The following is a 16,405-nucleotide window of genomic DNA, read 5'->3' on the forward strand; positions in this document are numbered from 1 at the left end:
CGCCCGCGCCGGCGCGGTACGGCCCGGGGGTGATGGGAAGGAGGGCCGCCGCGCGGTCTGTGTCGTTTCAGTCGGCGCGGGCGGGAGGAGCGGCATCCGCCCACCCGCGCCGGGCGGGCTCCCGACGGCCCGCCGTACGGTACGACGGCGCCCGCACCCTCACCACGCCGTCGTACCCGCTCATGTGATGGACTCCCACGCGTCCCCGGCCACGGAGACCGTCACGCCGTTGCCCCGGTGCGCGGTGACCAGCGTGGTGCCGTACCGGTAGTCGTAGATCGCCCCACGCGTCGCGGGAGCCAGGCACGCGTACCGGACCCGCCCCCGCCCCTGCGGGTAGGTGTCCAGCTTGGCCAGCATGTCCTTCTCGGCGGCGGCCTCGTCCCTGGTGACGCCGCCCGCCCCACGGTCGCCGCCATCCACCTCCCAGACCACGAACAACCGCTCATCGCCCAGAACCATCATGGCCGCGACCTCTTACGTGCTAGACGTTCTATACGTATAGGACGTAGCGCATGACAGGCGCGTGCAGGACGTGTCATACGTTGCCGTCCGTGACCGTCGATCGTTTCGACCCGACGCCGATCTACCTCCAGATCGCGGGCGTACTGCGCGAGCGGATCAAGAGCGGCCGGTACGCCCCGGGTCAGGTACTGCCCAGCGAGCAGCACCTCCAGCAGGAGTTCGAGGTCGCCCGCGCCACGGCCCGGCGAGCGGTCGAGGTCCTTCGCGATGAGGGCCTGATCGTCACGATGCCGCAGCGCGGGAGCTACGTCACACCGAAGTAGGCTCATAGGTCACACTCTACGGTCACGCTATGCGATGTGACCGAATCGCAGGGTGACGAACTCTGTGTTCGTCCCTGGTCAGCAGAGGATCTCGTGCCGCTTGGCGAGCTGCCGTATTTCCGTCGCCCACGACGGCCTGGCCCGGCGTACCAGTGACTGCACCACTTCTCTGAGCAGTATCTTGTGATCGAACTCCTCGGGGCACTCCCGCTCGATCCGCATCAGATGCAGCAGGCACCCCGCGTCGTCGCCGATGTCCTCGCAGGACCGGACGATCTCACACAGGTGTGTGGTGCGCCGCTCCAGGCTCGGTGTCTTACGAATATCCACATCTGCGGCGTATCGCAGCACGTTGTCTGCTTTGCGTGCGTCGTATTCCAGCGAGCACGCGTGAATCGCCACATTCGTGGGGGAGAAGAACGCGATCTCGTAAACGTCGCTGCCGTCCACGCGTTCGGCCAGCCGGCGGGCGTCGGTGCGAAGCAGCTCTTTGCCGCGCTCGCGGTCTCCGGTGCGGGCCACGCTGATGGCCGCGAGTTGGGTCAGGGCACCGAGTGCGCGAATGTGCCGCTGGTCGCCGTCGCCGACCACAGGCTCGAACTTCTCGATGCCGTGCAGCACCGTCTCGTAGGCGAGTTGCGGCATGTCATCGGCGGCCAGCGCCTGCCCGAGCCCCCAGTAGCTCCATGCGACCATCAGTGGGTCGCCCGTCTCCTCCGCGTATTGCATCGCACGATGCGCCGCCAGGTGCGAGAGGTCGATTCGGCCTATTTGTTTGAACGCGGTGCGCGCCAGGAAGTAGGTGTCGGCCGCCACCCGGTAGGCGGCTCGCTGCCCGTCACGTACAAGGCGCTCGGTGTCGGTGATCAGCGCGGGCAGCAGGCGAAGCGTCTCGGTGTAGCGATGCGGCGAACCGAAGTAGGTGGCACGGGCGGCGTTCACCCGTTCGACAAGCTGTTCCACGGTCGGCGATTCGACGTCCTTGATCATGGTCCGGTACGTGTGCAACGCGCGCTCGATGTCGGCGATCTGGGGACGTCCTGGCTCGTGTGTCTCCCTGGGGGCCTCGCCGACCAGGATGGCGGTCCGCACGCCCAGCACCTTGGCGATCTCGCGCAGCATCGGCAGGCTCGGCGTCCGCTGGCCGTTCTCGACAAGTTCGATGTAGCGGACGGTACATCCCACTCGGGTTGCGAGGGCGGTGGTACTCATGCCTCGCCGATCTCTTTCGTGGCGGATGGCGTCGCCTGTGTTCGCGTCATGCATTGTCCTTGACCCCTTCCTGGGGTGCTTGGGGTTCGGATCAGCAGGGGATCGCGTGCCGCCCGGCGAGGCGTCGTACCTCCGCCGCCCATGACGGCCTTGCCCGGCGTACCAGCGAGTGCACCGTCTCCCTGAGCGTGGTCCGGTGGTCCAGTTCCTCGGGGCTCTCTCGTTCGATCCGCGTCAGGTGCAGCAGGCAGCCCGCGTCGTCGCCGGTGTCCTCGCAGGCCCGCACGACGTGAGACAGGTGTGTGGTGCGCCGTTCCAGGCTCGGGGTCGTGCTGATGTCCACGTCCTCGGAGTATCGCAACACGCTTTCGGAGTTGCCCGCGTCATACTCCAATCCGCACACATGAATCGCCACATTGGTCGGCGAGAAGAACAAGGGGTCGTAGACATCGCTGGCGTCCACGCGTTCGGCCAGGCGGCGGGCATCGGTGCGGAGCAGTTCCCGGCCGCGTTCGCGGTCACCGGCGAGGGCCGCGCTGGTCGCCGCCGTCAAGGTCAGCGAACCTAGCGCGCGGATGTGCCGCTGACCGCCGTCGCCGACGTGCGGCTCGAACTCTTCGATGCCGCCCAGCGCCGTCTCGTAGGCGAGCTGAGGCATGCCATCGGAGAGCAGTGCCTGGCCGAGATTGACATGGGCCAACGCGATCATCAGGGGGTCGGCAGACTCTTCGGCGTATCGCATCGACCGCTCCGCCGCCAGATGGACGAGGTCGAGCCGGCCCAATAGCCGGAACACGCTACGAGTGAGGGAGTAGGTGTCGGCCGCCACCCGGAAGGCCGCCCGCCGGCCATCGCGTACGAGGCGTTCGGTATCGGTGATCAGGCCGGGGAGCACGCGAAGCGTTTCGGTGTAGCGGTGTGGCGAGGCATTCCAGGTGGCCCGGGTGGCCGTGACCCGCTCGGCGAGATGTTCCGCCGTCGGTGGCTCGACGTCCTGGATCAAGGTCCGGTAGGCGAACAGCGCCCGTTCGACATCCGTGATCTGCGGGCGTCCTGGCTCGTGCGTCTCCCGGGGTGCTTCGCCGACGAGGATGGCGGTCCGTACGCCCAGCACCTTGGCGATCTCGCGCAGCATCGGCAGGCTCGGCGTCCGCCGGCCGTTCTCGACGAGTTCGACGTAGCGGACGGTACATCCCACACGAGTCGCGAGGGCGATGGTGCTCATGTTACGCCGTTCCCGCTCGCGACGAATGGCGTCGCCTGTGTTCGCGTCATGCATGGCCCGGCCCCTGACCCTTCCTGGCGTCTTGACAGCATCAGGTTACGGTCAGGGGCCTTGGTATACCAGGGGTTCGAGAAAATGGCGAAAAGCTTGTACGGAAAACCCTGGATCACACCTTTAACAGCAGATATCCGAAGTGCTAGCCCTTCAGGCTGTAAAACCCGATTGGTGAATTCGGCTTGAATCCGATACGGGTGTAAACCGGCGCTCCGGCGGCGGTTGCGTGCAGGGTGGCGCGGGTCAGGCCGGTGGCCTCGCCGCCCTCGTACAGGGCCTTGCGCGTGACGGCCTCGGCGTACCCCCGGCGCTGCCACGCCGGGTCGGTGGCGACGGCCACGACGAACAGCCGGCCGTCCGCTTCGACCGTACCGGCGCACGTCACCGGCACCCCGTCGCGCAGGCCCAGGTAGGCCCGGATCTCACTCGTCCACAGCGCGGAACCGGTGAACCCGGCCCGCGCCGCCTCCTCCGGGAACCCATGGGCGCGCGCGTTGAGGTCGGCATAGGCTTCGACGTGCGCGCCGGTGCTCACGCGTACGAACGTGAGGTCGGGGTGCGCGGGCTCGGTGATGGGGAGCAGGTCCCCGGCCATGCCGACCCCCGACGACGACAGCTCCAGGCCCGCCTGCCCGGCGATGATCGGCAGCGCGGTACGCGCGTCGCCGTCCAGCAGGTCCTCGAAGACCAGCAGGGACCCCGGGCGTTCCTTGGCGCGCATGACCTCGGCGGCCTGGTTTAGTCGCCGCCTGGTCAGCTCGGGGTCCGCGCCGATATCGGTCAATGCGACGGTGTTCCAGAATGGAAATGGCGAGTCCGCCCAGCGTATGGAGATGCCGGGAAGGTCGCGTACATCCGCGTCCGGATTACGGTCGAGCACAATGGGCAGCCAGCCGGAAGCGAGCTGCTCGACTGATTCGATCGAGTCCGCGAGACCCGTCACTGGAAACCCCCAAGTATCGCGAGTTGACACCGGACCGTCATTGATCAGGTTACAACTTATGGCGGCATTTGATCGGGTTCATGCCGGTATCCAGTTGCCGTGGAAGCCCGCCGGGACACGTACCGGGACGTGTACCTCGGCCAGTGGCGGCGCGGCCAGGTCGGCGGCGTTCAGGATGGCCAGATGGCTGCGGTCGGTGGCCCGGTCGTGGACGAAGGTCATCAGGTAACCGTCGTTCTCCCCGGCCGCGCTGCCCGCCGCGACGAACACGGCCTCGCCGCACGTCTGCCCGGACGGGAAGCGGTGCACCGCCCGTACGCCGCCGTCGGCCAGGTCGTAGGCGTAGATCTCGGATCGCTCCGGCTCGGCCGCAAGGGCGAAACTGGCGGTGTAGCCGTACCGGTGCGGCAGGCCGATCGCGCTGTCGGCGACCCGGGGGAACTCGCTGGGCGCGTCGTCGATGGCGGCCTCGGTGACCGTGCCGGTACGCGGGTCCAGGGTCCAGCGGTACAACGTGGGCAGGCCGCCGCCGACGTCCTCGGGGCCTTCGCGCCACAGCGACGGCACCCGGGTGCCGGTGATCGTGATGGTGCCGGTGGCGGGGTCCTCGAAGGCGTTCATGGTGTGCCAGACGTAGCACGGCGCGACGTCGTACCAGCGCACGGGCGCGTCGTCGCCGGCCGTACGCGGCAGTACGCCGAACCTGGCCCGGTGGCCGTCGTCCCACCGCCACGGCGGCCCACCGGCGGCGGCCTGTGCCGCGTCGAAGATCACCGGCAGGTCCAGGAAGATCACGTGATCGCGGGTGACGGCGAAGTCGTGCATCATCGTCGCCCTCGGCACGTCGATCACCCGCGTCTGCACCACCTTCCCGGCGGCGTCGGCGCGGTAGTACGTGAGGTACGGCGGGCGCAGCCGGTAGCCGAAGAACAGCAGCTCGCCGGTGATCGGGCAGGTCTTCGGGTGCGCGGTCATCGGGGTGTGCAGCGCCCCGTCGAAGGTGTACGCGCCGATGGTGGCCAGCTCGGGCGTCACCTCGTACGGGAACCCGCCCTCCTCCAGCGCGAACAACCTGCCCGCGTGCGCGACCAGATGCGTGTTGGCGGTGGTCACCCGGTAGTCGATCCGGCCCGTCTCGGGGTCGAACGCGAGCGCGAACCGGGACTGGCCGGGGTTCTCGTACAGCGGCGTACGCACGTACCGGTTGCGGTACCAGCGGGCCCGCCCGCCCTCCAGCGCGACCGTGTGGATCATGCCGTCCCCGGCGAACGAGTGCGGTGACCAGCCGGTACGCGGGTTCGGCCCGTTCCGGAAGAACTGCCCGGACAGCTCGGCGGGGATCTCACCGACCACCTTGGCGGGCTCCAGCGTCACCTCCTCGGCGACCGGCGCGTTGTTGCCCGCGAGGTACAGCGGGACGTTCTCGGCCATGGCGAAACTCCTGTCGACGTGTTGGGGGAACGCCGACAACCATGCGCGGAAAGATCTCCGAACAACAGTCTTGTTCTTCCGGCCGCCCTCAGCCGCCCGGCATGAGCCCAGGTCAGAGCGGCGCAGGATTTTCATCCGGCCTGTGTCTAGGCCGCTCCGGATCGGGGGGATTAGTGTGAGGTAGTGGATCGACGCATCTTCGGCTTGGAAAACGAGTACGGCGTCACCTGCACCTTCCGGGGTCAGCGCAGGCTGTCGCCGGACGAGGTCGCGCGCTACCTGTTCCGGCGGGTGGTGTCCTGGGGCCGTTCCAGCAACGTGTTCCTGCGCAATGGCGCCCGCCTGTATCTGGACGTGGGCAGCCATCCCGAGTACGCCACCCCCGAGTGCGACAACGTCGTGGAACTGGTCACCCACGACAAGGCGGGGGAGCGCATCCTTGAGGGCCTGCTCGTCGACGCGGAGAAACGGCTGCGCGAAGAGGGCATCGCCGGCGACATCTACCTGTTCAAGAACAACACCGACTCGGCGGGCAACTCCTACGGCTGCCACGAGAACTACTGCGTGGGCAGGCAGGGGGAGTTCGGGAAGCTGGCCGACGTACTGATCCCGTTCCTGGTGACCCGCCAGATCATCTGCGGCGCGGGCAAGGTGCTACAAACCCCGCGCGGCGCCGTCTACTGCGTCTCCCAGCGGGCCGAGCACATCTGGGAGGGCGTGTCCTCGGCGACGACCCGCTCCCGCCCGATCATCAACACCCGCGACGAACCCCACGGCGACGCCGAACGCTTCCGCCGCCTGCACGTCATCGTCGGCGACTCCAACATGAGCGAGACCACCATGTTGTTGAAGGTCGGCGCCACCGACCTGGTGCTGCGCATGGTGGAGGCCGGTGTCGTCATGCGCGACCTGTCCCTGGAAAACCCGATCCGGGCGATCCGCGAGGTCTCCCACGACATCACGGGGCGGCGGCGGGTGCGGCTGGCCAACGGGCGCGAGGCGTCGGCGCTGGAGATCCAGCAGGAATACCTGGGCAAGGCCAAGGACTTCGTGGACCGCCACGGCGGCGACGAGATCACCCAGCGCGTGCTGGAGCTGTGGGAGCGCACCCTGCGCGCGGTGGACACCGGCGACCTGGACGCGGTGTCGCGGGAGATCGACTGGGTCACGAAGTACCAGCTCATCGAGCGCTACCGCAACAAGTACGACCTGCCGCTGTCCTCGCCGCGGGTGGCCCAGCTCGACCTCGCCTACCACGACGTCCACCGCCGACGCGGCCTCTTCTATCTGCTCCAACGGCGCGGCTCGGTAGAGCGCGTGACCACCGACCTGAAGATCTTCGAGGCCAAATCGGTCCCCCCACAGACCACCCGCGCCCGCCTGCGCGGCGAGTTCATCCGCAAGGCCCAGGAAAAGCGCCGCGATTTCACCGTCGACTGGGTCCACCTGAAGCTCAACGACCAGGCCCAGCGCACCGTGCTCTGCAAGGACCCCTTCCGCAGCGTCGATGAGCGAGTGGAAAAACTCATCGCCGGCATGTGACCAACCGCCACCTCGGCCACCGCCCGCCCGACACCTACTACAGCCCTACCATCTAAACCACGATCGCCACCGGGCCCCGCCGATGCCGCTGACAGGGCCCGGCTCCAGGGAACCGTTACCGACGCACCGGACATCATCGCGGACTCCCAACACGCCAAGCGGGGCCAGAACTCATACCGTGAACAAGCCTGCCAAGATCACCAAGTGGGATTCACGCCACCAGGCGGCACTGACGATCCAAGAGCAAGCTCCGGGGCCCGATCACCTTAGGTCATCCCATCCCTAGGGCGGCGTAGCCATGTCTCAGGAATTCCTCGAAGAGCCAGCACCAGGAAGTCGCCCGAATAGCGTGGTGACCTAGGCCGTGCTTTGAAAGATCGCGTGTGAGGCGTGTCGGTGATCGTTGAACGAAGAGGTCTCCGGTAGTTGGTTCAACGACCAAGAAGAACGAAACACCGGAGACCTCGTGGCCAGCGTAGTGGTGACGAGGCGGCACGACCTCACCGACGCGCAGTGGGCGGCGATGGAGCCGCATCTGCCTGCCGTATCGGGCAAGGGGCGTCCGCCGAAGTGGAGCAGGCGGCAGTTGATCGACGGGATCCGGTGGCGGATCCGGACCGGGGCGCCGTGGCGGGACGTGCCGGCCTGCTATGGCCACTGGTTCACCGTGTACAGGCTGTTCCGCCGCTGGCAGCGTGCGGGCGAGTGGACCCGGATTCTGGCGGGGTTGCAGGCGTGTGCGGACGCCGCGGGGAAGATCGGCTGGACGGTGAGCGTGGACTCCACCATCGTGCGGGCTCACCAGCACGCGGCCGGAGCGCGCCGGGATGGTCACCTGCAGAAGGAGCCGCCCGCGGGGGCGGGAGGCGAACCGGCCGATCACGGGCTGGGCCGCTCACGCGGCGGGCTGACCACCAAGACGCATCTGGCGTGTGAGCAGGGCCGCAAACTGCTCGCTGCGGTGGTGACCGCCGGGCAGCGGGGTGACAGTCCCCAGTTCATCGCGGTGCTGGGCAGGATCCGGGTGGCGCGCGTCGGTGGCGGCCGTCCCCGGACCCGGCCGGACCTGGTCCTGGCCGACAGGGCCTATGGTTATTGATAGCAAATGAATAGTGCCGAGAACTAATGTTAGATACTGTCAGCGGTGACAAGATAGCGAATATGGGGCCGCTCTAGCCATACCTTTGTGAGGCTCACTCCAGTTATCCGATGGACTAATTCCAGCGCGTTCGCCTTCCAGTCGTCTGATGTTGTTTCGTGTGTGAAATCCAAGTCATCTATGTAAGGCTTTAAAAAAGCCGTGTCACCGCTGGGCTCATCCAGCCATCGTAGTCGGCATAGTAGATGGCCATCGCGCGCATAAAGTAACGAATAGTGCATTAGCGTATCGCCGATCACCAGGGAAATTGCTTCAGAGCCGGCTGCTAGTTGGCCAATTCTTCTGGCAGCGAGCGCGCCGCCGGGCTCGGCTACTAAGTGCCAAGGCAAAATCTCTCCGATGACAAGCACATTACTTTCCCCGGTCTGCGAGACACGCTCGGATGACTCGTTGTCAGCCTCGACAACAGTTCTACGCGCCGCGGTGGAAAGGTCGGCGCCAAGTAAGCGGCCTATCTCGACTGCACTGCTGGCATGACACCATGTAAGGCAGATTTCTGGTACCGATTCGCTCAGCTGGGTGACGAGGGCTTGGGAGCGGAGTCCGCGTTGTTCTGGCATGGCTACATGGTAGCCGGTTGCTGTGCGGGCGGAAGCCCACCTGCACGGCAACCGGCTGGTGTGCCTAAGAACGGCTAGTGCGGTGTGCTCACGTAGAAGCGCTCAAAGGCATTAGTACGATCTGTGCCGTTAGTGGGGTCCGACCCGAACACTCTGTAGTCCTGCCAAAACCATCGGAGCTTGGCGCCCACCTTTACATTGTGATCCCAAATTATGTAGTCCACTGCGACGTTTCGGTTGGTCACAGGACCATCTGACCCTTCGTGGGTCGCCGCGAACGGGAATTCATCGCAGTCACGGTCAACCGGCTTCGGCTCCTTGATTTCTGCCAGCATCTGAGCACAGTAGGTTCTGGACTTATTTCTGTTTTTTGTCTCGCGATCCTTACTGTTGCTTCTGTGTAGCGGGCCCTTATCCGGCGTTCCAGGAATAATTTTGGGCTCATCATGCTTTTTTGGATAGGTGTTGGCTGGCTCCTCTATCGCTCGGCGAATTAGATCGGCGGACTCATTTATCACAGGTTCGCCATTCTTCCATGCATAGATCAGCGGCGCAGTAAAGGTTGGCGTGAATTCCACGAAGGCGCAGCCGCCGTAGCGATCCTTCAGGTCCTCCGATGTATCGCAGCGGACTGATATATCAGACATTTTTGTATTGATATACGGATCGCTTGTCTGGCCCGGAATATAGCCGGCGATAAGTGTGGGTTTGAATGTACATACGCTCAGCTTATGAGGCCCAGCGCTGGGAGTCTTATATGAGATGTACTCGAAGTACTGCTGTGGGCTGGTTCGCCACTCAGCCAAGGTCGATGTACGACTCCCACCCCTGGTTAGCGTGCAGTTCATATCGTCGCCAGTTGCTGGTGGCATGTGCAGTGTTATGGTAGAGCTTTCAGGCCAGGCTATTGAGCCATCGATGCCTTTGACGTGGATCTGGTCGATTCGAGCCCAGATCTTCATGGTCCGGCTATTTATACCGCCATTATTCTGATCGATTTCTGCCTGCGGGCTATCCTTCTTCCCGCCGGCGAAGGTATGGCCTACTACGCTGAACAGAAACTCAATCTTTCCCTTTACCTTGGTCTCACATCCGCAACTACCTTGGTTCTTCACCACCCTCACCTTGCCCAGTGTCCGGACAGAGCACCAATTGTAGGAGTCTCGGACCCATCCGTAAGGGAACTTTTTCTTGCTATTTGCTATCTTGTTGTTCCAGCAATCGGCTAGAGTTACTCTGTTATTCGACCAAGTCGGCCAGGGGCCAGCAATCGGATCGGCCTGGAGAGAGCCTGCCGTATCCTTCGGTATGGTGGTGCTTTCGGTAAGGTCGATGGTGAGGTTATGCCAGTTGGTCCACGGTCCGTTGACGCCCTCGGCGGTGGCTCGGGCTCGCCAGCGGACCTTCCAGCCGTCCGCGAGCTTGCCTGCGGGGATCTCTACTTCCGAATACTCGCCCGTTTCAACTTCGGGACTGGTACCCGACCAGATCAGCCCGCTGCCCTGGCCCGGAACCTCAGGTGCATGCTCCACTTGGACGGTCATGACGCCCGGCCGACCCGCGGGATCATCGATGTAGCCGGTGAACATCGGGGTCAGCGTTGTGGCCGTGCCACCATTTCCTGAAGTAGGTGAGGCATATTCCCCCTCAAGGATAGGCTTTGTGACATCGATGGTGAGGTTATGCCAGTTGGTCCACGGTCCGTTGACGCCCTCGGCGGTGGCTCGGGCTCGCCAGCGGACCTTCCAGCCGTCCGCGAGCTTGCCTGCGGGGATCTCTACTTCCGAATACTCGCCCGTTTCAACTTCGGGACTGGTACCCGACCAGATCCAGCCCGCTGCCCTGGCCCGGAACCTCAGGTGCATGCTCCACTTGGACGGTCATGACGCCCGGCCGACCCGCGGGATCATCGATGTAGCCGGTGAACATCGGGGTCAGCGTTGTGGCCGTGCCACCATTTCCTGAAGTAGGTGAGGCATATTCACCCATTAAGGTAGGTGCATCCTGAGGCGGCTCTGCATCTCTAGTCGTAAAAGACCATGAGAAAGGATGCATTAGGTTACCTGACGAATCCTTGGCGCCTGCTACTTCTGCCCTGTAGCGTGTTTCTTCGGCTAGTGGGCGACTCGGACTGAATGTGAGAACAGTAGAGCCTTCCATTTGCGCTACACCGGACACTGTTGCTCCGGTCTCATCCTTAATGAGGATGCCTGCCCCGGTTACCGGCTCATCGAATATCGCCCTGATGGCCACTGTAGGAGGTACGGCAGAGGCATCCTTTTCTGGAAAGGTCTGTGTTATGATAGGGGATGAGGTATCGGCCTTGCCGGTGGTGAACGACCAAGAGTAGGCGCTCATGGTGTTCCCGGCTTCATCGGCAGCACCTGATACAGTAACGGTAAACCTGGTTTCAGCTGCCAGAGGTCGTTCTAAGATGAACTTTTGCTGCCTGCGGTCGGCACTGGCTGAAATCGTTCCCTGGAGCAAGTCGCCTGAAGGAGCGCTTATCTGCATCTGCACGTGATCAACAGGCTCGCTGAACGTTACTTCGATTGGTGTAGCGTGCGGAACATCGGTGGCATCGGCCCTTGGAAGGGTTTCCGTTATAGTGGGCGCTGTCCTGTCCGGGTGCAGAGTTGTGAACGACCAAGTAAGCGGAGCCATGATATTGCCGGCCGCATCCTGAGCCCCGGACACTTGAACCTGGAAAGTAGTTCCCGGCTGTAACGTCTGCGTCGGGATAAACTCGATAATATCGCCACGAGGGCTTCTCTGTATCGAGCCGGCGACACTCTCCCCATCGGGAGTCTTGAGGACGACTTGCTGGCCTGTGACAGGCTCGCTGAAGAAGAGTGTTACATGTGTTGCAGGTCGTACATCTTGTGTGTCGGCGTCTGGCGTTTTGGCAACTAGAGCGGGGGGAATAGTGTCAGGTTGCTCGTCATCGGGCTCAGGCTGCTCGGTAGGCAAGGAATCGGGGTCTACGCTTACGGTCTGCGGTGAAGATGCCTGACGCTGGCCTGCCTCTGTGATGGTAACAGGCTCTGGGGCAGGCGGAGCCTCAGAGAGAGGAATTTGGTTCTCTAGTACCTCTTCGTAGCTAGGAAGGCTATCGTCGGGAAGGCCATCACGTTCATAAGCGATTTCAACTTCCTCTGGCGCCTCGTATTCTACGAATAGAACTGGGCCGCGCCCGTCAGAGCCGGTCCATTCTGAGGATAGATATTCACGGTAGTTGCGGCCGCCTGCTTCACCGAAAGAGGCCACCTGGACGCCGTAGTTTTGAGCGCCGTCAGCCCAGTCTTGGACGATTCCTTCGATCGAATAGTAGACTTCCTGTGCCGGATCAGGGCAATAAGTGACATCATTAAGTGTGCGCTGAATCTTTCCGACACCGCTACCCTTGACGCCCTGCCCGCGGGACGTTACCGATGGCTGGTTGTTCCATCGTAGGGCGTTGGACCCATCTCCGAGGGACCAATCGCTGGTGATCCGTCGGACCGCTATGTTTCCTGCCTCCGCGCCGCACATTGTTGTGATGTAGTTCCATGGGCGAAGGTCGGCGTTGAGGATCGGCCGATCGAAGAAGGGCGCTTCACTTAAGTCGAACTTGATGTAGCTGCGGTATAGGTAGTAGGGTGATTGCCCGAAGTAATCATACCGGCCCGCCACGATGGCATCCATGTACTGCTGCCTGCTACCGGTGTGAAAGCGAGGATCGTCGCTGACGAACGTATCGGTCGGAAAGCCGGGCCCGTACCATGGCGTTGGGTTGGCCGTCAGTGTGACGGGGTACATAGTCGCTGGATCAGTGAGGAACTTGGTGTCGGGGGTGTAGACCAGCGTAGACTTATCGAGAGCAGGTTCTACGACGCCGTACCGGCCCGCGATGATTGACTGCGTTGCTGCAGAGTCGCTCAGCAGGGCGGGCGGTAGCTCGACTGCTTTTTTGCCGCTTATGGTCGCGGTAAGTTCTCCAGACTTGCTTTGGTACTCCAGGCCGGCGCCAGCTGTAAGGGGCAAACGGTAGGAGACCGGGCCACTAGGTCGCTGGCGAATGACGATCTTTTGACGGATGCCGGAGGGTGTGACCTCGACTACTAGGTCGGTGTTCGATCAAAGGCGGATCGATATGTTGCCTTAGCGCCTGACAGCACAGGTTGGGGGAGCGTTCTGGCAAGGGAAAGGCTAGCCATGGCGTCGCGGCTCTTTACCGTGACGAGGGTATTGTTTCCCCCGGTAGAGAGCTCCACCTTGTCCTGGAGTGCCTTGGGACGGATAATGTTGCCATCGCGCACCAATGTGGTGTCTATGGCGGTCCATCCACTCTTTCCTTTGAACCTGATAGGTACGGTGTAGGTGTACGTGCCGAGAGTTCGGCCGTCAGGGTTAGCGTAGGTCGTGGAGTTTGCAGTGTGCAGGCTCGCAACCTCGACGGGCTTACCGCTCTGCACGGCCTTCCGCTTCGCGGCTTCCATAGGGTCGCCAGTGGATTGCGAATACTGTGCGGTGAGAGCGTGCTGCGGGCGGGAGGGAGTCGGGCTTGCTGACGCTGGGGTAGTGGTTGCCAGGGGTAGAAGTAATCCGATTGCAAACAGGAGCTGAGAGTAGTGGAGGACGCCGCCTGGTGATCTACTTGGTCGCTTTCTTTGCATGCGAAGGACCCTTCAGAAGGGAGTGGGTAAACTAGGACGATCTTCACATGCCATCCGGCGAAAGTAAAGATTGTTTGTGTAGGCGGATGACTTTGAAGAGTAATCTCCCGAAGTGATCGCCATCACATTGACAATCTATAGTTCATGTGGGTCGCCAGCGGGCCTGCGTTTACCGTTCAGGAGAGTGGATCGGTACTGCATCCGCCTGAGCCAGCTACGGATCAGAGCGGCGGGCTGATCGAGGGTGGCCGGGGCGAGGTTACCCAGGCTGCGCTCAAGGTGGGGCCACATGCCCTGGGCCGGGTTGAGCTCGGGCGCAAAAGAGGGCAGTTAGAACAACGGCTGGTCAGAGACGCGAGTCAATCAGGCAGTGCATCAACGCGTCCTGGTGGTGATCTGGTTGTTCTGTATCAGCACGATCTGCCCTCCGAGCTGCGATGGGCGGCATCGAGCAGGCGGGCGCAGTCGGCGTCACGAAAGCCCTTCTCCCCGCGTCGGCCCCGATACCGCCGCATGCGGTAGATCAGCCGGGGGCGGTGTCCTGGTTTGCGGCATAACAGGGCGGCCAGGGACACGCGTCCGGACCCTTGCCGATGACGGTGATGACCGGGGTGGATGGCAGCCTGGTCCGGCGCGCGTCCCTGACCGCCTTGTTGACCTCCGTCACCAGCCCCGGGCCCCGCCGGGCTGATGCCCGCCGCCCTCCTTCCATGCGACGAGCATCGTGTACGCAGCGGCGAACCGGGGGAACACGATCGGCAGCCGGTACGCCGGCCGCCCGCCGACCCCGCACCCGTGCGCGATGTTCAGCAGCTCCTCCGCGACCTCCGCATCCAGATCAGGCGGATTGCGCATTTCCGCCGTGACCGCCTCGGGCTCATTGATCGGCACGATGCCGTGATAGGTCTTGTAGAACGTGCCGAGCCACTTTCGGGTGCGTTTGGGGTCGGCTTCCACTTGAAGCACCAACGGGCCGTCTTTACGAGTATATCGGATCTTTCCCCTGCGCAGCCTGTTTCTGATCACCTACTCGGCCAGTACCGCGTCCAGGTGTCGATCCACTGGCCGCTCCCGTCCCCAGAGCGCCGACGCACGTAAGAACCCCCGTTGATGATGGGGGCTTTAACGGTGAAACGCCGGAGTGGTCCCGCCCTTCCACAAAGAATAATCAGCGTCCTTCGCACCCACGGTAACCTCTGGGGCTGGATGCACCCTGTCCCAGGAGGGACAGTGCCCACCATCGACCGGGTTCAGGCGCTCAGACTGTCACGCCACAGGAGAATCAGATGCACCTCCGGGACGTCCAGAAACGGGCTTGGGAGAACAAATTAGCCAAGGGGTTCAATACGACTGATGTGCCGCTGGAGTTCGCCCTCGCGCATGGGGAACTGTCGGAGGCGTTCGAGGCGGCACAAAAGCATCCGGAGAAACCCTTGGCGAAGAGCTGGCCGATGTCCTGATCTCCCTGGCCGGTATTGCGGAGATGTCCGGTATCGACCTCGATTCGGCGGTCGAGGCGAAGATGGCGAAGAACGAGGCGCGCCGCTATGAGCGTGGTCCGACGGGGGCCTTGGTAAAGGTGGAGGAGAAGCACCCCGAGTAGCAGGCTTAGCGATGAGGGGCCTTGGTGGGTGTGTGGGGGCGGGTGTTGGTTTGGCCGAGGTGGGCGCAGGCCCGGGATGGGGAGTACGGCGAGGATTTAGATGACCAGGGCGGTGCCGGCGAAGGCGGCGAGGGTGTTAGTGCCGAGGTCGGCGAGCAGCCAGCCTGCGACCACGTAGCCGATCGGGGTCAAACCGGAGGTGGCCAGCCCGTCCACGGCGAAGACCCGGCCGAGGTAGCCGGCGGGTATTCTGGTCTGCAACGCCGTCGTCCACAGCACCGCGAACACCGAGAGGCCCGCACCTGTCAAGGCCGAGGCGGCCAGAATGATCGACGGGTGCGCCGCCAACAGCAGGGTGACCGTCTGGGGTGCCTGGGCCGGCAGGGCGAGCATGGCGATCCAGCCGCGGGGGACGGAGCGGATGGTGGCCGCCGCGCCCACGAACGCGCCGACGGCCTCCGCGGCCACGATTCAGCCGTACCACGCGCCTTCGCGCCTGGTGAGCATCGGCAGGATGAGCGCGACCGGGGCGGCGACCAGGGCCATCTGGACGGTCCTCTGGATCATGACCGCGGCCATCCACGTACGCGAGGAGACGTAGCACAGGCCGTCGGCGATCTCGGCGGCCAGCCGTGGCCGGTGTTCCGGTGCCTCGCGGGCCGCCTCCGAGACCCGGACAAGGGTGAGGATGCTGACGACGAAGGTCACGACGTTGACGCCCAGCGCCCACTGCGGCGACGTCGCCACCGACAGGGTCCCTCCGGCGGCGGCCCCCAGGAGGGTCGTCAGCCGGTTGGTGATCGAGCGCAGCGCGTTGGCGCCGGGCAGCCGATCCGGCGGTACCAGGCCCGGCAAGATCGCCATGTACGCCGGGCGGTACAGGCCCGCCCCCACACCCAGCGCCCCCGACAACGCCCCCAGCAGCCGCAGCGGCGCGGACGGTCCCGCGAGGAGGATGCCGGTGACGGCGGCGGCGCGCAGCAGGTCGGAGGCGCTGATGACCCGGGCCCGGTGGTGCCGGTCGGCCAGCGCGCCGCCCACGAGAATGGAGACGATCCCGCCGAGCGCGGCCATGCCGAGGACCGTGCCCAGCGCGTGGGGGGCGTCAGCGCGCGGGAGCAGCAACAGCGCCACCGACACCCCGTATGCGGCGTCTCCGGTGAGGTTCAGTACCTGGCCTGCCCACACCTGCCGGAAGGCGGGGATGGACAGCGGGGCGAACAGCGCCCTCAT

Annotated in this window: 16 protein-coding genes; 5 read left to right on the forward strand and 11 right to left on the reverse strand. The window is 64.1% G+C overall.

Going from position 1 to position 16,405, the window contains the following annotated elements; all coding sequences use genetic code 11:
* Positions 1-180: 180 nt before the first annotated feature.
* The gene (locus tag DP939_RS22970; protein ID WP_113982832.1) at positions 181-465 is read right to left on the reverse strand and encodes a hypothetical protein; all 285 of its coding nucleotides are present in this window, start codon (positions 463-465) and stop codon (positions 181-183) included.
* Positions 466-554: 89 nt separating this feature from the next.
* Here DP939_RS22970 and DP939_RS22975 point away from each other — a divergent pair, with 89 nt between their 5' ends.
* The gene (locus DP939_RS22975) at positions 555-788 is read left to right on the forward strand and encodes a GntR family transcriptional regulator (RefSeq protein WP_199565358.1); all 234 of its coding nucleotides are present in this window, start codon (positions 555-557) and stop codon (positions 786-788) included.
* A 78-nt stretch (positions 789-866) separates the two neighbouring features.
* Here the strand turns inward: DP939_RS22975 and DP939_RS22980 are convergent, their stop codons facing one another.
* The 4 genes from DP939_RS22980 to DP939_RS22995 form a co-directional block, all read right to left on the reverse strand.
* Positions 867-2,054 carry a helix-turn-helix domain-containing protein gene (locus tag DP939_RS22980; RefSeq protein ID WP_113982834.1) on the reverse strand — a complete coding sequence of 396 codons (1,188 nt, stop codon included), beginning with the start codon at positions 2,052-2,054 and terminating at the stop codon, positions 867-869.
* A gap of 37 nt (positions 2,055-2,091) precedes the next feature.
* Entirely contained in the window at positions 2,092-3,279 is a 1,188-nt protein-coding gene (locus DP939_RS22985; protein ID WP_113982835.1) for a helix-turn-helix domain-containing protein, read from the reverse strand.
* Between the two features lie 142 nt (positions 3,280-3,421).
* On the reverse strand, positions 3,422-4,063 hold the full coding sequence (locus DP939_RS22990) for a GNAT family N-acetyltransferase (RefSeq protein WP_225878437.1): 642 nt from the start codon (positions 4,061-4,063) through the stop codon (positions 3,422-3,424).
* Between the two features lie 237 nt (positions 4,064-4,300).
* A complete protein-coding gene (locus DP939_RS22995; protein WP_113982979.1) occupies positions 4,301-5,653 on the reverse strand; it encodes a carotenoid oxygenase family protein in 1,353 nt (450 codons plus the stop codon).
* A gap of 183 nt (positions 5,654-5,836) precedes the next feature.
* Between DP939_RS22995 and pafA the strand changes: the two genes are divergently transcribed.
* Both pafA and DP939_RS23005 read left to right on the forward strand, forming a co-directional pair.
* Positions 5,837-7,195 carry a Pup--protein ligase gene (pafA, locus tag DP939_RS23000; protein WP_113982837.1) on the forward strand — a complete coding sequence of 453 codons (1,359 nt, stop codon included), beginning with the start codon at positions 5,837-5,839 and terminating at the stop codon, positions 7,193-7,195.
* Positions 7,196-7,661: 466 nt separating this feature from the next.
* Positions 7,662-8,294: an IS5 family transposase gene (locus tag DP939_RS23005; RefSeq protein ID WP_199565359.1), complete on the forward strand. Its 633-nt coding sequence runs from the start codon at positions 7,662-7,664 to the stop codon at positions 8,292-8,294.
* A 29-nt stretch (positions 8,295-8,323) separates the two neighbouring features.
* Here the strand turns inward: DP939_RS23005 and DP939_RS45500 are convergent, their stop codons facing one another.
* The 4 genes from DP939_RS45500 to DP939_RS23025 form a co-directional block, all read right to left on the reverse strand.
* Entirely contained in the window at positions 8,324-8,914 is a 591-nt protein-coding gene (locus DP939_RS45500) for a DUF6461 domain-containing protein (RefSeq protein WP_147268090.1), read from the reverse strand.
* Between the two features lie 74 nt (positions 8,915-8,988).
* Positions 8,989-10,779, reverse strand: coding sequence for a NucA/NucB deoxyribonuclease domain-containing protein (locus DP939_RS23010; protein ID WP_113982838.1), 1,791 nt, complete (start codon positions 10,777-10,779; stop codon positions 8,989-8,991).
* On the reverse strand, positions 10,715-12,598 hold the full coding sequence (locus tag DP939_RS23015; protein WP_158578664.1) for an Ig-like domain-containing protein: 1,884 nt from the start codon (positions 12,596-12,598) through the stop codon (positions 10,715-10,717). Before DP939_RS23015 ends, DP939_RS23010 begins: the two co-directional genes overlap by 65 nt.
* A 1,634-nt stretch (positions 12,599-14,232) precedes the next feature.
* A complete protein-coding gene (locus tag DP939_RS23025; RefSeq protein ID WP_113982840.1) occupies positions 14,233-14,526 on the reverse strand; it encodes a hypothetical protein in 294 nt (97 codons plus the stop codon).
* A 329-nt stretch (positions 14,527-14,855) separates the two neighbouring features.
* Here DP939_RS23025 and DP939_RS47065 point away from each other — a divergent pair, with 329 nt between their 5' ends.
* Both DP939_RS47065 and DP939_RS47070 read left to right on the forward strand, forming a co-directional pair.
* Positions 14,856-15,029 (forward strand): nucleoside triphosphate pyrophosphohydrolase family protein, encoded by a 174-nt coding sequence (locus DP939_RS47065; protein WP_199565360.1) that lies wholly within the window; start codon positions 14,856-14,858, stop codon positions 15,027-15,029.
* Between the two features lie 23 nt (positions 15,030-15,052).
* Positions 15,053-15,172, forward strand: a complete 120-nt coding sequence (locus tag DP939_RS47070) for a hypothetical protein (protein ID WP_263972342.1) — start codon at positions 15,053-15,055, stop codon at positions 15,170-15,172.
* Between the two features lie 96 nt (positions 15,173-15,268).
* On the opposite strand, the gene DP939_RS23035 is transcribed toward DP939_RS47070, so the two are convergent.
* Together DP939_RS23035 and DP939_RS23040 are read right to left on the reverse strand one after the other, a co-directional pair.
* Positions 15,269-15,640: a hypothetical protein gene (locus DP939_RS23035; RefSeq protein ID WP_113982841.1), complete on the reverse strand. Its 372-nt coding sequence runs from the start codon at positions 15,638-15,640 to the stop codon at positions 15,269-15,271.
* A 3-nt stretch (positions 15,641-15,643) separates the two neighbouring features.
* The gene (locus DP939_RS23040; RefSeq protein WP_113982842.1) at positions 15,644-16,405 is read right to left on the reverse strand and encodes an MFS transporter; all 762 of its coding nucleotides are present in this window, start codon (positions 16,403-16,405) and stop codon (positions 15,644-15,646) included.

It is taken from the genome of Spongiactinospora rosea (assembly GCF_003315795.1).
GTDB classification, from domain to species: domain Bacteria; phylum Actinomycetota; class Actinomycetes; order Streptosporangiales; family Streptosporangiaceae; genus Spongiactinospora; species Spongiactinospora rosea.

What these genes read in the sequence shown, in the direction of transcription:
- DP939_RS23010 (WP_113982838.1), bottom strand. Translation starts at nt 10,779, where the DNA reads ATGCACCTGAGGTTCCGGGCCAGGGCAGCGGGCTGGATCTGGTCGGGT.
- DP939_RS47065 (WP_199565360.1), top strand. Translation starts at nt 14,856, where the DNA reads ATGCACCTCCGGGACGTCCAGAAACGGGCTTGGGAGAACAAATTAGCC.
- DP939_RS22995 (WP_113982979.1), bottom strand. Translation starts at nt 5,653, where the DNA reads ATGGCCGAGAACGTCCCGCTGTACCTCGCGGGCAACAACGCGCCGGTC.
- DP939_RS23015 (WP_158578664.1), bottom strand. Translation starts at nt 12,598, where the DNA reads ATGGATGCCATCGTGGCGGGCCGGTATGATTACTTCGGGCAATCACCC.
- DP939_RS47070 (WP_263972342.1), top strand. Translation starts at nt 15,053, where the DNA reads ATGTCCGGTATCGACCTCGATTCGGCGGTCGAGGCGAAGATGGCGAAG.
- DP939_RS45500 (WP_147268090.1), bottom strand. Translation starts at nt 8,914, where the DNA reads ATGCCAGAACAACGCGGACTCCGCTCCCAAGCCCTCGTCACCCAGCTG.
- DP939_RS22980 (WP_113982834.1), bottom strand. Translation starts at nt 2,054, where the DNA reads ATGCATGACGCGAACACAGGCGACGCCATCCGCCACGAAAGAGATCGG.
- DP939_RS22970 (WP_113982832.1), bottom strand. Translation starts at nt 465, where the DNA reads ATGATGGTTCTGGGCGATGAGCGGTTGTTCGTGGTCTGGGAGGTGGAT.
- DP939_RS23040 (WP_113982842.1), bottom strand. Translation starts at nt 16,405, where the DNA reads ATGAGGGCGCTGTTCGCCCCGCTGTCCATCCCCGCCTTCCGGCAGGTG.
- DP939_RS22985 (WP_113982835.1), bottom strand. Translation starts at nt 3,279, where the DNA reads ATGCATGACGCGAACACAGGCGACGCCATTCGTCGCGAGCGGGAACGG.